The sequence below is a fragment of the Helicobacter equorum genome (assembly GCF_900198655.1).
GTDB lineage: Bacteria > Campylobacterota > Campylobacteria > Campylobacterales > Helicobacteraceae > Helicobacter_F > Helicobacter_F equorum.
Genome location: NZ_FZPO01000025.1, coordinates 1 through 15,929 on the forward strand (window position 1 = coordinate 1; position 15,929 = coordinate 15,929).

Consider the following 15,929-nt stretch of genomic DNA (forward strand, 5'->3'; position numbering starts at 1 on the left):
GAAGCTGCTTGCACGCATATCCTGCATAAATTGCGAATCTATTTTCAACAATATAGCGATAGATTCACGCATTTTGGGGTAGTTGGTGGAGCGAGTGCTAATACATCGCTACGCACAAAGATAGAATCTTTGTGCCAAGAATTTAATAAAACCCTACTTTTAGCACCGCTTGAATTTTGTGCTGATAATGCCGCTATGATTGGTCGCTTGGCGTGTGAGGCGTATGCACATAAAGAATTTAGCCCACTTAGCGATACAATTTCGCCAAAAAGTTTTCCAGAGGATTTTTATAAGGATTGCTAAGACTTAATCCCTAATCCACAGCCTTGACATATAGCGCACTTTGATTTTTTGGCACATTTTTAGTTGTGGGAATCTCAAGTACCTCATATGTTTTGGTGTATTCAAGATAAGTAAGCGTGATAATATCGCCTTTCTTGACTTCTTTGGAGCTTTTAACAGGTTTGCCATTGACTGCCACAACACCGCTATCACACATATCTTGTGCAATGGAGCGGCGTTTTACAATATTGGTGGTATTTAAAAATTTATCAACTCTCATAGAATATTCCTTTGTAATATTGTGCATTATGATTGCGATTCTAGCATTGTGAGACTTAGCGGATTTTTTGCTTTTTGTGCTTACCAAGTCGCACAATGCTAGAGGGTTTGCACTCGTGCCAACCTCTAGAATCTAGCACATACATATCACACATTTGCACCGCATAGTGCGGATCAAAATGCTTAGTATGCACATTTGCCGATGAGGAAAAAAGTAGTGGATAATAATGTAAAAGGCTTTGGTGTGGGCTATCACTCGCCACGACACGCACACCACAACCATTTGGATACACAAAACTTGTATGCCTTGCCCTACGCACAAGGCGTCTATGTGCCTTTGGGACACGCACAACAAGGCGCAAGGTTTCAAAATCTCTAGCTTCTCTTAGGGTATGTTGGTGGCGGTTTTTGGCTTTGTCAATAGAAGCTTGTTGCTCACACAAAAAACCGATAGTCGTATCGGTCTGTGCAAGGATAAGTGGGTGCTTATTGGCAGTTATAGCATTCAATGCTACGATCCATTTTTTCTTCTACATCTGGGCTTTGGGATCGGAGGTAATATGTAGATTTAAGCCCTAGTTTCCACGCTAGAGTATAAATGTCATTGAGTAATTTACCACCTGCAATATCTAAGCGGATAAAAATATTTGTGCTTTGCCCTTGATCAATCCATTTTTGTCGCACTGCAGCGGCTTTGATGATTTTGGTTTGATCGATATCATAGGCTGAAGTATAATAATCCCAAGTTTCAAGTGTGAGGTTTGGCACAACCACAGGGATAAGTCCGCTAAGATTCTCTTCAAACCACTTGCGTTTATACACAGGCTCAATAGTTTGTGTAGTCCCCACAAGAATAGAAATCGAGCTTGTAGGTGCTATCGCCATAAGATAACCATTGCGCATACCTTGTGACATAACTTTTTGCTTCAAAGCACTCCAATCACAAGATTGATCAAGTAAATTACGATTTACAAGTTTTAGGGCTTCTTTGTTTGCAAGGTCGATTGGGAAGATTCCCTTACTCCAATTTGAACCTTCAAATTGTGGATATACGCCCTTTTGTTGTGCTAGATCGCTACTTGCATTAATGACATTAAAGCTAATAAGTTCCATAATCTCATCAATCTTTGCTAAATGTGTATCAGATCCCCACTCGATATTTTGTGTAGCAAGCATTTCCGCCTCACCCATTATGCCTAATCCGATAGCACGATTTAGCATATTGGTTACTTTGACTTTTCTGTTTGGATAAAAATTCAGATCAATAACATTATCAAGCATGCGTATTGCGACAGGAATAACACGCTCTATATCCTTTTTGGTATGAATCTTACTTAGATTCACGCTTGCAAGGTTACAAACGGCAGTTTGCCCATCCCGTGCTTTGCGTGAAGCGATAAAGACTTTTTTGCCATTGATAGAATCTATGCTTGTAATTTTATTTGCTTTTTTACACACACCACAATCTGTTACTACCTCGTCGGTTTCTTCAAATTCCATAAAGCTACCATCTTCAAATTCCACTTCCACAACATAATAATTGGGATTTGTATTTTGAAAAATCTCTGTGCAAAGGTTCGAGCTTCTGATAATCCCTGCGTGTGCATTTGGGTTGCACCGATTAGCATTATCTTTAAAACACAAAAACGGCAATCCAGATTCAAAGTAGTTTGTCAAAATCTTTTTCCACAATTCTTTGGCATTAATTTGTTCTTTTAGAATGTTTGAATCATTTTCGTATTCTATATAGCGTTTTTCAAATGCTTCGCCATAAAGTTCAGTAAGGTCGCCACATTGATAAGGATCAAAAAGTGTCCAATGCTCATTGGCTTCAACACGCTTCATAAAGAGATCGCAAATCCACAATGCAGGGAAAAGATCGTGTGTGCGTCGTCTCTCTTCGCCAGAATTTTTGCGCAAATCGATAAAATCCGACACATCGGTATGCCATATCTCTAAATATGTAGCAATCGCACCCTTTCTCGTGCCTAGCTGATCGACAGCAATTGCCACATCATTGGCAATCTTTAAAAATGGCACAACGCCACCAGCAGCGTTTTTATGCCCATCAATAAAACTTCCCAAACCTCGCACACGACTTACATCCCAGCCGATACCTCCACCATATTTGCTTAAAAGTGCCATTTCTTTATAGGCGTCAAAAATACCCTCAATATTATCTGGTGTGCTACCCACATAACAAGAGCTAAGTTGGTGGCGTGTGGTGCGTGCGTTTGCAAGAGTTGGTGTGGCACAAATGACTTCAAATTTAGAGATCATATCATAAAACTTAATCGCCCATTCATTTGGCTCTTTTTCATTTTGTGCCAAAAACATTGCAATTGCCATAAACATATGTTGTGGTAATTCTATGGGCTGATTATTGGTATCTTTTAACAAATAGCGATCATAAAGGGTTTTAATCCCAAGGTAATTAAACTGCAAGTCACGATTTGGATCGATTTTAGAATCTAAGAGATCTAGATCAAATTTTTCTTTTAAGCCCTTTAGAATCTTGCCCTCTCTCTCCCCTCGTTCAAAATATTCGTGAAGTTTTTTATAACCTGTATAACCAGAAACCTTGTGATACAAATCATACAAAAACAATCTAGCTGCGACAAAAGTCCAATTTGGCACAGCAATATCGATTTTATCTACCGCTGTTTGGATAAGTGTTTTTTGAATCTGCTCTGTTGTAATTTTGTCTTTGAAGTGAATCTTAGCATCGACTTCTAACTCACTTTGATTGACACCTTGTAGCCCTTCCACTGCACTTGCTGTGTATTTTTGAATCTTTGAGATATCAAGTGTCTCGATTCTTCCACTCCGCTTCACAACGGTGATAACATCTAACATAGATACTCCTTACTTGTATTGGACAAATTCATCAAAATCAATTCTATAACGCTTGGATTGAGGATTAATTCTATATCCAAATGCCAAAAGTAAAGTAATCTGTTCTTTTTCCTTATCAAGTCCAAAATAGGATTCTAAAGCCTTTTTATCGAAACCTTCAATCATACAGGTATCAATACCCAAATACGACGCATAATCCATCATAGAAGTAGCAATAATATAACTCTGTAATGCACTCCAATACCCTATCTTGTAATCATCATAACCACGCGCAATAAGATAAGATCCATAGCGCTCTTTGTATGCTGCAATTTCCTCTGGGGTTTTTTGTTTGCGCTGGAATGCTTGATGCACATAATTTGTGTGAGCAAGCAAATCCGTTTTTAGTGTTTTAAAAATGACAAGTTCTGAAGCAGTAGTAATTTGTTTTTGATCCCAACACAATGCGCGGACTTCTTGCCTTGCTTTTTTATCCCTCAATACAATCAAACGTGTAGGCTCCATACCAAAAGAGCTTGGTGCTGCATACCCTACTTGCAAAATGTTGTCAAATTGTTCTTTAGGTATTTGTTTATTTTCATCAAAAACCTTGCACGCATGGCGCATAGCCACGCCCTCTAAAAATTTATCCATAACTCTATTCTCCTTTTTTATAGGTTTATTTATTTCTTGTCATACGCCTGCGCTCGGTAGGATCAAGATATTTTTTTCGCACCCTAATATTGAGAGGCGTAACCTCTAAGATCTCATCATCTTCTATCCATTCCAACGCGCGCTCAAGTGTCAAGTCTCTTGGCGGCACAAGTTTGATAGCGTCATCACTCCCACTTGCGCGCATATTTGTCAAATGCTTCGCCTTAATGGGATTGACATCAAGATCATTATCTCTACTATGCTCACCAATCACCATACCAACATATACTTTTGTCTGTGGGGTGATAAAAAGCACACCTCGTTCTTGGATATTAAAGAGTGAAAATCCTGTCGCCTCACCATTTTCCATGGAAACAAGCGCACCATTTTTGCGAGATTCTACACTGCCACTAAAAGGTCGAAATTCCAAAAAGCTGTGATTCATCACACCCTCGCCTTTTGTATCAGTCAAAAATTCGCTTCTATATCCAATAAGCCCGCGTGCTGGAATCTCAAACTCCAAGCGCGTATATCCATCACCCATAGGATTCATAGCTTTCATTTCAGCTTTGCGTTTGCCCAAGCGTTCAATAATCGCTCCACTAAAATCCTGTGGAGTATCTATCACAAGATGTTCAAAAGGCTCAAGTTTCACGCCATTTTCTTCTTTGATAATCACTTCAGGACGCGATATGCTAAATTCAAACCCTTCACGGCGCAAATTCTCTGCCAAAATAGTGATTTGTAGCTCTCCACGCCCAGAAACACGGAATTTTCCCTCGCCCATTTCTTCGCATTTCATCGCGATGTTTGTTTGCATTTCCTTTAACAATCTATCTTTAAGCTTATTGGCTGTTACATGTTTGCCCTCTAATCCTGCCAATGGGCTATCATTAACCGCAAAATACACGCTCATTGTAGGCTCTTCTAGATGCATAGGATCCAAAGGCATAGGATTAGCAGGATCTACGATAGAATCTCCAACATCAATAGTATTAAAACCTGCCACCGCTACGATATCTCCTGCTTGAGCGGATTCTATTTCGGTGCGTGCTAAGCCCAAAAATCCTATAAGTTTAGTGATTCTGCCGGTTTCTTTTTCGCCATCGCTTTTGGCAAGCATTACGTTTTCGCCCCTTTTCACCTTGCCATTAAACACTCGAGCAATACCAATTTTTCCCACATAATTATCATAATCAAGTGTAAAAATTTGCATTTGCAATGGCTCTTCGCTACTACCGCTAGGAGCAGGGACATATTCTAAAATCGCTTCAAAAAGTGGCTCAAGATTTTTCTTTTCATCTTCAAGATTTTTCATCGCATAGCCATCACGCGCTGCAGCATAAATCACAGGAAAATCAAGTTGATAATCTGTAGCTTCCATTGCCACAAACAAATCAAATACTTCATCAACCACTCGATCTGGCTCTGCAGCGGGTTTATCGATTTTATTTACCACCACGATAGGGCGGATTCCAAAGCTTAGAGCCTTTTTAACAACAAACTTTGTTTGTGGCATCACGCCTTCTTGTGCATCAACAAGAAGTAACACACCATCAACCATTTTTAGCACACGCTCAACCTCACCGCCAAAATCGGCGTGTCCGGGTGTATCGATAATATTAATTTTTGTGCCTTTATAATTGATAGCAGTATTTTTTGAAAGGATAGTAATCCCTCGCTCACGCTCCAAATCATTAGAATCCATTACCCGCTCATCGATTTGTTCACGCTCACTAAAAGTGCCTGATTGTGTGAGTAATCCATCTACTAAAGTTGTTTTACCATGATCAACGTGTGCGATAACAGCGATATTTCGTATATTTTGCATAAGTAGTCTCTTTTGATGTGAATTTTGAAATTAAGGATAGAATTGTAGAAAAAATATATTAAGAGTTACCTAAAAAGTATAGATTTTTATATAGAGAAAAAATTCACATCTGTTTCACCTTTATTTCCTAATATTACACACTCAAAAACAAAACAAGGAGTGGCATTGAAGCATACAATAGCATCCATTAGTATAGCGCTTATGCTTTGTGCGTGTTCTACCAAACTCCCCACCACACAAGAATTACAACACCAAACTCATATTCCCACATCATTTCGTAATCATATAGCTTCTACAAACGCACATAAACAAGAGCTTTTAGGCACACCTATTACGAGATTCTATAAACTTTTTGATGATATGCAATTACACAAACTCCTAGACATAGCACTAGAGCGTAATACAAATGTCCTTATTATGGCTTCACGTCTCAATCAAGCAAAATCGCAAGTCAAAATCAACACTGCATCAATGTTTCCCGCTATAAATGGTAACATTGGCACAAATTACACTGATAGGCGCACTCAAAGCCAAAGTCTTTTAATTCGACCTGGCACTAATTCTACAAGTGCAAATCTTTCGTTAAGCTGGGAAGTTGATCTTTTTGGCAAACTCAATGCCTTGCGACAATCAAGCAAAAAAGATCAAGAAGTTGCACAAGCTAATCTACAAAATGCTCAAATCTCACTCCTTGCGGAAGTAAGCATTCTGTATTTTACACTAAAAGATAATGCCTATGCTATTATGCATAATACCCAAATACTAGAGAACCTCCGCGAAATTGATAGCATAAGCCAACAACAATACCAAAAAGGACTTATCACACTTAACGCTTACAAAGACATAAAAGCTGCCTTCCTTACCCAACAAAACACTTTAGAATCTCTACATTACACATACGAACAAAATAAAAATGCCCTGTTAGTCTTACTAGATCTTACAAACCTAGAATCTCCCATGCAGTTTTTAGATTCATCAAATACCTTGCCACACATAGCGACATTTGATGTGCATAGCATTCCTGTTGATGTTTTGTTAGAGCGTTCCGATGTGCAAGCAAGTATATTTGCCTTGCATTCCCAACTTTACAAAGCCACAAATGCCAAAGTAGCACAACTTCCTAGTATATCGCTTAGTGGATCGATTGGGCAGGTACTATATAGCAATATAGCATCAAATTCCCTTGTCTTTCAAATCGCAAACTCTCTTGCCACGCCACTTTTAAATCGCACAAGCTTAAAAGAGAATTATAAAATCCAACAAGAACTTAGCAAGGAAGCTTTTTATACACTCCAAAACACTATAAACACCGCACTAAGCGAAATAGAAAATGCCCTTTTTGATAAAGATTCTAAGCAACGACAAGTCCAAAACTCTAAAGCTGTCCTTGAAATAGGCGAACAAACATATCAAACCGATAATGCGCAATGGCAACGCGGAATCATAGATGCAAATACATTTTTAAATAGCACAAATACCTATCTTTCTACGCAAACACAATATTTTACCGCCCAAGTTAATGAAATTATATCTGTTATTACATTATTTAAGGCTTTTGGTGGTGCTTTATATATACAAGCATTAGATGATAAGCCTTCACAAGACATAGATTAAACCCCAAAGGAGAATAACAATGAATATTTATGATACACTCAATCCCAAAAAAAGATATCTTAATCGTGTATGGATTACTAGTATAAGCATTGTATGTCTTATCATATTTGGTGTGATAGTGTATTTTTGGAAATTTCACACTCCTAGCATACATTATGAAACAATCACTCCCGCACAAGGACCAATCCAATCAAGTGTTTCTGCACAAGGATCGCTCTCCCCGACCAATGAAGTAGAGATTGGTAGTGTGATTTCTGGTATCGTGCTTGAAGTGTTTGTAGAAGAAAATGATCGTGTGCAAAAAGGAGAAGTCTTAGCACGCATAAATCCCGAAAGCATCAATCAAGAAATTGCTCGTTACAAAGCCCAACTAAACTCTGCAAAAGCACAACTCAAAGCAAGTGAGCAAACACTTATAGATAAAAAATGGAATTATGATAGGCTACTTGATGTGTATGAAAGCACGGGTGGCAAAGCCCCCTCACAACTTGAACTCCAAAATGCCAAAACCGCTTATACCTCCGCAAAATCCGATGTAGATATCAAAAAAGCATCTATTGTCGAAATAGAAACAAGCATACAAAGCGCAAGTATTGATCTTAAAAATTCTAATATTGTTACGCCCATTGATGGCGTGATTTTAACAAAAAGCGTAGAAGTGGGGCAAAGTGTCGCGGCAAGTTTCCAAGCTCCAGTGCTTTTTAAGGTTGCAGAAAAACTTGAAGAAATGGTGCTAAAAGCCAATATTTCAGAGGCGGATATTGGCAAAATACAAGAAGGACAAGAAGTGCATTTTAGCGTTGATGCCTACCCTAACAAAAGATTCAAAGCAAAAGTTAATAAGGTTAATTTTGGCTCTGGTGATGGAAGCACTAGCTCAAATTCTAGTAGTTCTAGTAGCTCATCTAGCAATTCTTCATCAGAAATTGTAAGCTATATTGCACGCATTGAAGTAGATAACAAAGACTTACTCTTGCGTCCTAATATGAGTGCGATTGCTGATATCATCATTGCCAAAGCCGACAATGCCCTGCTCGTGCCAAGCAGTGTGCTATATTTTGATCTCAATAAAGCTCTCCAAAAAGCAACACCTGCAAAATCTCAATCCATAGGATCATTTTTTACCCCACCAAGACCGCCCAAACAACAAATACAAAGCACATTACAAACAAAAAAGAGCACTACCTTATGGGTCTTAAAAAATAATATACCAGAGGCAGTGAATGTAGAAGTTGGAATCTCTGATGGACAATACACACAGATTCTTAGTGGCATAGATGCACAAAGCATAATCATTACAGCTATCAAGGCGAACTAAAATATAGGAAAATGCTATGGAAGAATTTATTGTGCTAGAAGATGTGCATAAAACCTATGGTAAGGGCGAAAATGCCTTTGAAGCCCTAAAGGGTATAAATCTAGAAATCAAACAAGGCGAATTTATCGCGCTTATGGGACCAAGCGGTTCAGGAAAATCTAGCTTAGCTAATATCCTTGGCACACTTGATGTAGGCACCAAAGGAGCGTATAGATTCTGTGGAATCAATGTATTTTCCCTCACGCAAAATCAACGAGCACTTTTGCGTAGAAATTATATAGGCTTTATCTTTCAAGGTTTTAACCTTCTTGCACGCACAACAGCCCTTGAAAATGTAGAATTACCACTAATGTATCGTGGTATCAAAAAAGACAAACGCAAAGAAATTGCCCTACAAGCCTTAGAGCGCGTGGGGTTGCGTGAGTGGGCAGATCATACAAGCGCAAAGCTTAGCGGTGGACAACAACAGCGCGTAGCAATCGCAAGAGCTATCGCCTCAAAACCTCTTTTTTTGCTTGCTGATGAACCAACTGGTAATCTTGACACAAAGCGAAGTGTAGAGATTATGGAAATTTTGTGCGAACTTAATGTAGCACTTGGCATAACAATCCTTATGGTAACACACGAACCGGATATGGCACGATATGCTAGTAGAGAAATTCACTGCCTAGATGGTAAGCTTGTATAAGGGGATTTATTATGATACTTAATGCTTTTGTCCTTGCACTTAGACAGATTCGGCGCAATTTTTTGCGTGCTTTTTTGACAATGCTTGGGGTGATTATTGGTGTGGGTGCAGTTGTAACAATGATAAGTCTAGGCAATGGTGTTACCAAGCAAACTAGCGATACATTTACCTCGCTTGGACGAAACATCATTCTTGTATTTCCAGCACGCACTATGAATTTGGGTGGATCAAATCTTAGGCGTAACTTCACCGCACAAGAAGTCAAGGAACTTAATGAGCATGTGCGTGGGTATGTCGTTGCAATCGCCCCTATATCACAAAGCTCTACACTTTTACAATTCCAATCTCAAAATACAACGACACAAGTTCAAGGCGTTGATAAGCATTTTTTTGAAGTTACACAATGGGATAGCGCACAAGGTAGGGTTTTTGAAGACAATGAATACAAAGTGGGAAGCAATGTTTGTGTGATTGGTGAATCTGTGCGTAAAAATCTCTTTGGAGAAAAAAATCCCTTGGGGACAAAAATCCGCCTAAGCAACATCGTATGTGAATGTGTAGGTGTGCTTGAATCTAAAGGACAAGGTGGTATGGGCAATGATCAAGATGATGTGCTGTTACTCCCTATAAAAACATTTTCACGCTCTGTTTCTAATAATACCACGATGAATACCTATAATCGTATTATGATACGTATACAAGATGATCAAGATTCACTACAAATCAATCTCGCACTCCAAGATGCCCTGCGCAAGATTCGTAATGTCAAACCTGGAGAACGCAATTCTTTTGAGATTATGGATACTAGACAAATCGCCCAAGCTTTTACCTCCAATATCCGAGTGCTAACAATGTTTTTGGGGCTAGTAGCAGGAGTTAGTTTGCTTGTAGGTGGTATAGGGATTATGAATATTATGCTTGTATCTGTCACAGAACGCACCAAAGAAATTGGCACAAGAATGGCGATTGGTGCATTACAAAGTGAAGTATTATTGCAATTTCTTATCGAGGCTGTTACGCTAAGTGCGCTTGGGGGCATTGTGGGAATTATTTTGGCATTTTTTGGATCGTTAGGTTTTGCGTATGCCAAAGATTTACCCTTTATTTTTGATATTCCTACTGCGATTATAGCCTTTTTATTCTCTGTCTTTATTGGTGTGCTATTTGGTTATCTCCCTGCTAGACGCGCTTCAAGACTTAACCCAATCGATGCGCTAAGACATGAATAAAAGTGTGCTTATCCACAAGCCAAAGAGCGCTGCAAACAAAACACAAATGCTAAGTATCAAACCAAAACCCATATACTGCCAAAGTGAGATCTTTATCCCATAGATTCGAAGTTTTAACAAAAAAAGTAAAGTGGCAAGTGAGCCTATGGGGGTAAATTTAGAGCCGATATTGCACCCCAATACATGCGCAAAAACAAGTGCTTGTTCCCTAAGAGAATCTAACCCAAAAGATTGTAGTGTCAAATTCCCTAAAAGCACCATAGGAAGATTATTTATCACGCTAGATCCAAGGCTTGAAAATATACCTACGCTAAAAATCTGCACAAAAAGTGGTACTGAATCTAAGTAAGAAAAAATCTCACGCATAGATTCTAAAAATCCCGCATTTTTCACGCCAAATACCACAACAAAAAGCCCAAAACTAAAAACAATAACCGAAAAAGGTGTTTCTTGCACTAGGGATTTAAGACTAAGTACTTGTAAAATTTTTGCATACACAAGTGCTACAAAACTCGCACCAAACAAAAAAATATAAAGCTTCACCCCATAGTGTTCGCCAAAAATAATACCTCCTAACAACATCACAACAATGACATAGCACACAATAAGCGTCATTGTAGAGGGGTAGGCTTTGGCACTAGATTCTGGACTAAAATAAAGTGTGTGTGGAAGAAAGCGTCTAAAACAAAGCCATGCTACACCCACAAAGATGCAAAGTCCAAAAATTTGGGGGATCGCCAAAGACAATGCAAAATGCAAAAATTCGATACCAAACATTTGTGCCGTAATAATATTAGTGAGATTTGAGATCACAAGCACGTTAGAGGCAAAATCACTCACAAAACTTACAAGCAATAAAAACACTACTAATGGTGATATGGTATTAAGCAGTGCCGCTGTATTGTGTGTGCTAGAAAAAAGCACAAAAACAAGAGGCGTTAGTACCAAAATCGCCCCATCATTTGCAAAAATAATACTTACTACACTACCCAAAACAATAAGCAAAACAAAAAATTTCCAAGTGCATATAGAATGTGTGCGTGGCGTGATACACGAAGCAAGATGCGTAAAGAAGCCAAGTTTTTCAAACGCCAAACTAAGCAAAATAAGTCCAATTAATGCAAAGGTGCTAGGCTTTGTAATCTCCCATACAAGCTTAATATCAGCAAGGCTTACCACCCCAAAGACAAAAACACACAACGCACCAAGAGTGCTAAACACCCATATAGGCAACCTAAAGGGGCGCATATATACACAAAGCATTGTTAATGCAAAAATACCATAACCCATATAACACCAAACCTAGCAGATTCTAGGCAGAATCTCACCCTGTGGATATTCTAAATACCTTTTTGTGCCATAGGGATTGTGCAAAATCACTTTCTGTGGCATATTGGTATGCACTTCACCAATCACACACGCATTTTTTCCCAAAGGGTGGGTATGTAGAATCTCTAGTGTTTGTGCTACATCTTTTTGTGGCACACTTAACACACACACTCCTTCATTAGCTAACACATAAGGCTCAAGTCCCAAAATCTCGCACACACCACGCACTTCCTCCAAAATCGGTATATGCGATTCCTCTATGTCAATACCCACATTGCTTGCTTGTGCCCATTCATTTAGCACACTTGCTATCCCTCCACGCGTCGCATCACGCAAAGCATGAATTTCTATACCAGATACAAAAAGTGTTTCTAACATACCAAATAACTGCGCACAATCACTCTCTAAACTGCTTATCAATCCTATTTCATTACGCTCACAATATACCATACTTCCGTGTGTGCCGACATTACCGCTAACAATAATGCAATCACCATTTTGGAGATTATATGCGCTAAGATTCTGATACACTACTTCACCATACGCAGTTGTGTTAATAAAAATTTTATCGACACTGCCTTTTGGCACGACTTTGGTATCTGCACTTAAAAGTTTTAGATTCCCACGCATAAGTTCAGTTGCCATAGATTTTATGAGAGATTCTAGCTCCTGTATATCAAAGCCTTCTTCGATGATAAATCCTGCACTCATATACATAGGTCGCGCGCCCATCATCGCTACATCATTGCTACTACCACACACGCTTAATTTACCAATATCGCCACCACGAAATGTATAAGGAGTAATCACATAACTATCCGTGCTCATTGCAAATGCGCCCGCACATCCACATGCAATGCCTGCATCTTCTCCACTTCCTTGCATATATGGCGTAAGATGTTTTAGAAAAATTTTTTGTATAAGTTTTTGGGATTCTATCCCGCCACTACCATGTGCTAAAGTAATATGTATCATACAACCTCCATATGTTAAAGATTAATACGCATAGATCGCATAAGCAAAGTATGAAGAAATTGCCCCTCTTGCTGTTGCCAAAAGCCCAAATCACACACGATAAACAGGCGTTTTTTAAGCCGACTAATTGCGACATTTAGCCCAAAAAGCGCACTAATTTGCCTTGAATCTGTGAGATAGTAGTGCAAGTCCACAGGTGAAAAGATCACATTATCCCATTCTCTGCCTTGCGAACTATGTATGGTGCTAATATCGCTATGTGCAATTGTTTTTTGCAAAAGTTTTTTTTGATTGACAAAAGGAGTAATAATCCCAAGACTTTGCGTGAGGGATTTTTTGTGAAGATATGCATAAAGCTTTTGGATAGTAATAGCTTCATTTTGGCTGATATTATTTTGTGCCTCACACTTTGTGCCACTATCAATACAATACACTTCCATCGGCTCATCGCGTCCTTGCAAACCTATATGATAAATTGTAGAATCTAGAATCTGTGCGAGATTATCGCCATATCGATGCGTGTATTTAAGCTCTGCTATATGACTAAGTAAGGGTGTATCTGTGGGGCGTTTTTGTAACACTGCTTGAGGATTAGTAAAAAACTCCTCCAAAAAAAGGGCGGAGAGATTCCAAACATTGACTTCTTGGTGTGTCTTTAAATCTTTTGGAGGCATCTCACAAATTGGCATAAGCTGTTTATGATCGCCAAAAAGCGTGATAGGCACATCATCTACACATAACGCACACGCCTTTGCTAATGGCGCGAAGGCGCATTCATCTAAAAAATAATGTGTAAATTCCATTTCAAGGCTTTCGCTTTTTTTGATGAATCCATCAAGCGTAAATCCGATGATAAGAGCATTTTTCAAGCGATTTTTGAGCGAAGTTGGCTGGGTAAAAAGTGAGATTTGATTTTTTTGTATCAATAAATTTGGATCACAACATTCTGGATACAAGTTTAAGAATTTTTGTGTAGGCATACCAAGACGCAAAAGATTACTAAGCTCAAAATCCATCGTTTTAAAATGCTCAATGAGTGTGATAAAAATCTGCTCTAACGCAGAATTTGTCGGTGCCAACACACAAGTTCTTAAGCCCTGCTTAGCATAATGATACACAGCCTCAAATAGCACAACTTGTGTCTTGCCTGTGCCTGGCGCACCCCACACATAACTAAGACTTTGAGAAAAAATCATATTCAAAGCCTTTTTTTGATATTTATTAAGATATGCAGGGATTTGTGGGGGTGCTATGGGTTTTTTGCTAGGAAGCTTGAGGGAATATTTTGCGACAAATTCCCCAACATTGCGCACCAAAAACTTAAGGTCGCTAAAAAGCTTTAGTTTTTCTAGCATAAGCTTAGTATGAATGGATTTACGTGCTTTAGAATCTCGTATTTGCTCCAAAGATTCTAAAAGTTCATAATTTGGAGAAACCTCTAAAATGGCGCGTTCTTGGTTATATTGCATATCTCCATAAACACTAAGCTCAAATAATGTCTCATCTACTGCCAACACCAAACCATCTTGAGAAAATAACTTTGTGCCAAGCGTAAGAATAAGACGCTCTTGCTCCAAACTCGCGCTCAAGATTCTAAGCTCTTCTAACCCTAAATTATGTTCATCAAGATATGTATAATAGCTCTTAGCTGAATCTATAAGAATCTCCTCTGGTGTTATTATCAAATCCATTACAACAAAGAACCATATTTATAGTATGCCGCACACGCCCCCTCGCTACTTACCATACAGCTTCCTATAGGATTGCTTGGTGTGCAAGCTTTGCCAAAAACCTTGCAATCCATAGGCTTGGCATTACCCTTAAGAATCTCTCCGCACAAGCACGCTTTGTGATCTGCTTTGCGTTCTTTTGGGAGATATTGTGCAAACGCTATTTCTGCATCATATTGCGCAAACTCTTTTCTCAAGCATAAAGCAGATTTTGGAATGTCGCCCAAGCCACGCCATTCAAAGTGATCTCTAGGACAAAAATAATGCTCTACCATTTTTTGTGCCTTGAGATTGCCCTCCATATTGACCACTCGTGCATACTGAATCTCAAGGCGTGGTGTAGATTCTAAGGCTTGTTTGGTGATAGAGAGAATACTTTGCATCATATCAAGAGGCTCAAAACCACTCACCACAATAGGAAGCCCAAAGCGTTCTAAAAGTGGGACATAAATCTTTGCACCACTAATCACACTCACATGAGATGGTGCAATAAGGGCATTGATCCGACAATCTGGTTGCGAAAGTATAAGCTCTAGTGGCGGTGGGACAAGAACATGATTAATGTGAAAATACACATTACTAAGACCTAAGGCTATGCACTGCTCCAAAAGTGCAGCGCTCATAGGTGTTGTCGTTTCAAAACCAATAGCAAAAAATACAACTTTTTTATGAGGGTTTTCTTGCGCAACTTTGATAACCTCTATAGGTGAATACACAAAACGCACATCTGCACCTTTTGCTCGTGCATTTTGCAAACTTCCATTGCTACCTGGGACTTTTATCATATCCCCGAGAGTTAGTAAAATCACATCAGGGCACATAGCGATATGATATGCTTCATCTATACGACCACGAGGCATAATACATACAGGACAGCCGGGTCCATGGATAAATTCAATGTTTGGTGGCAAAAGTTTTGATAATCCATATTTCATTAAGGTATGTGTATGTCCTCCACACACTTCCATTATTCTCAGCGGTGTTTGGAGCTTGGGTGCTAATGTGCTAAGCGTGTGTGCAAGAGCAAGAATAGAATCTTTATCGCGATATGTTTGTATATAATCCATAATAAAAGCCTTAGCATTATAAGTAATGTGCGTCGGATAATACATAATCCTTGCTTAATTTTTGCAAGAACTTCATATTTGTTACTACCTTGCTAGAT

General features: G+C 38.9%; 13 protein-coding genes and 1 pseudogene. 5 read left to right on the forward strand and 9 right to left on the reverse strand.

Going from position 1 to position 15,929, the window contains the following annotated elements; translation table 11 throughout:
* Positions 1-303 (forward strand): annotated as a pseudogene (locus C6H22_RS05135) (tRNA (adenosine(37)-N6)-threonylcarbamoyltransferase complex transferase subunit TsaD); the annotation flags it as partial.
* Positions 304-313: 10 nt separating this feature from the next.
* Here C6H22_RS05135 and C6H22_RS05140 read toward each other — a convergent pair.
* From C6H22_RS05140 to typA, 5 genes are read right to left on the reverse strand one after another with little or no spacing between them, the layout of a single operon-like run.
* The gene (locus tag C6H22_RS05140; protein WP_104694265.1) at positions 314-562 is read right to left on the reverse strand and encodes an RNA-binding S4 domain-containing protein; all 249 of its coding nucleotides are present in this window, start codon (positions 560-562) and stop codon (positions 314-316) included.
* Positions 563-617: 55 nt separating this feature from the next.
* A complete protein-coding gene (locus tag C6H22_RS05145) occupies positions 618-1,070 on the reverse strand; it encodes a Sua5 YciO YrdC YwlC family protein (RefSeq protein ID WP_104694266.1) in 453 nt (150 codons plus the stop codon).
* Positions 1,048-3,417: a ribonucleoside-diphosphate reductase subunit alpha gene (locus C6H22_RS05150; protein WP_104694267.1), complete on the reverse strand. Its 2,370-nt coding sequence runs from the start codon at positions 3,415-3,417 to the stop codon at positions 1,048-1,050. Before C6H22_RS05150 ends, C6H22_RS05145 begins: the two co-directional genes overlap by 23 nt.
* Positions 3,418-3,426: 9 nt before the next feature.
* Positions 3,427-4,050 (reverse strand): NAD(P)H-dependent oxidoreductase, encoded by a 624-nt coding sequence (locus tag C6H22_RS05155; protein WP_104694268.1) that lies wholly within the window; start codon positions 4,048-4,050, stop codon positions 3,427-3,429.
* A gap of 25 nt (positions 4,051-4,075) precedes the next feature.
* The gene (gene typA, locus C6H22_RS05160; protein WP_104694269.1) at positions 4,076-5,881 is read right to left on the reverse strand and encodes a translational GTPase TypA; all 1,806 of its coding nucleotides are present in this window, start codon (positions 5,879-5,881) and stop codon (positions 4,076-4,078) included.
* Between the two features lie 165 nt (positions 5,882-6,046).
* Between typA and C6H22_RS05165 the strand changes: the two genes are divergently transcribed.
* Genes C6H22_RS05165 through C6H22_RS05180 form a run of 4 tightly spaced genes read left to right on the forward strand, consistent with a single transcriptional unit; the run spans position 6,047 to position 10,730 of the window.
* Complete coding sequence (locus tag C6H22_RS05165) at positions 6,047-7,495, forward strand: TolC family protein (protein WP_233707051.1); 1,449 nt, start codon at positions 6,047-6,049, stop codon at positions 7,493-7,495.
* Between the two features lie 19 nt (positions 7,496-7,514).
* On the forward strand, positions 7,515-8,813 hold the full coding sequence (locus tag C6H22_RS05170; protein ID WP_104694270.1) for an efflux RND transporter periplasmic adaptor subunit: 1,299 nt from the start codon (positions 7,515-7,517) through the stop codon (positions 8,811-8,813).
* A gap of 16 nt (positions 8,814-8,829) precedes the next feature.
* The gene (locus C6H22_RS05175) at positions 8,830-9,501 is read left to right on the forward strand and encodes an ABC transporter ATP-binding protein (protein WP_104694271.1); all 672 of its coding nucleotides are present in this window, start codon (positions 8,830-8,832) and stop codon (positions 9,499-9,501) included.
* Between the two features lie 11 nt (positions 9,502-9,512).
* The gene (locus tag C6H22_RS05180; protein ID WP_104694272.1) at positions 9,513-10,730 is read left to right on the forward strand and encodes an ABC transporter permease; all 1,218 of its coding nucleotides are present in this window, start codon (positions 9,513-9,515) and stop codon (positions 10,728-10,730) included.
* Here C6H22_RS05180 and C6H22_RS05185 read toward each other — a convergent pair.
* From C6H22_RS05185 to hypD, 4 genes are read right to left on the reverse strand one after another with little or no spacing between them, the layout of a single operon-like run.
* Complete coding sequence (locus tag C6H22_RS05185; RefSeq protein ID WP_104694273.1) at positions 10,716-12,020, reverse strand: ArsB/NhaD family transporter; 1,305 nt, start codon at positions 12,018-12,020, stop codon at positions 10,716-10,718. The genes C6H22_RS05180 and C6H22_RS05185 overlap by 15 nt on opposite strands.
* Positions 12,021-12,032: 12 nt before the next feature.
* Positions 12,033-13,034 (reverse strand): hydrogenase expression/formation protein HypE, encoded by a 1,002-nt coding sequence (gene hypE / locus C6H22_RS05190; protein WP_104694274.1) that lies wholly within the window; start codon positions 13,032-13,034, stop codon positions 12,033-12,035.
* A 14-nt stretch (positions 13,035-13,048) separates the two neighbouring features.
* The gene (locus C6H22_RS05195; protein ID WP_104694275.1) at positions 13,049-14,725 is read right to left on the reverse strand and encodes an AAA domain-containing protein; all 1,677 of its coding nucleotides are present in this window, start codon (positions 14,723-14,725) and stop codon (positions 13,049-13,051) included.
* Complete coding sequence (gene hypD, locus C6H22_RS05200) at positions 14,725-15,876, reverse strand: hydrogenase formation protein HypD (protein ID WP_233707053.1); 1,152 nt, start codon at positions 15,874-15,876, stop codon at positions 14,725-14,727. The genes C6H22_RS05195 and hypD overlap by 1 nt, the downstream gene beginning before the upstream one ends.
* Between the last annotated feature and the right edge of the window lie 53 nt (positions 15,877-15,929).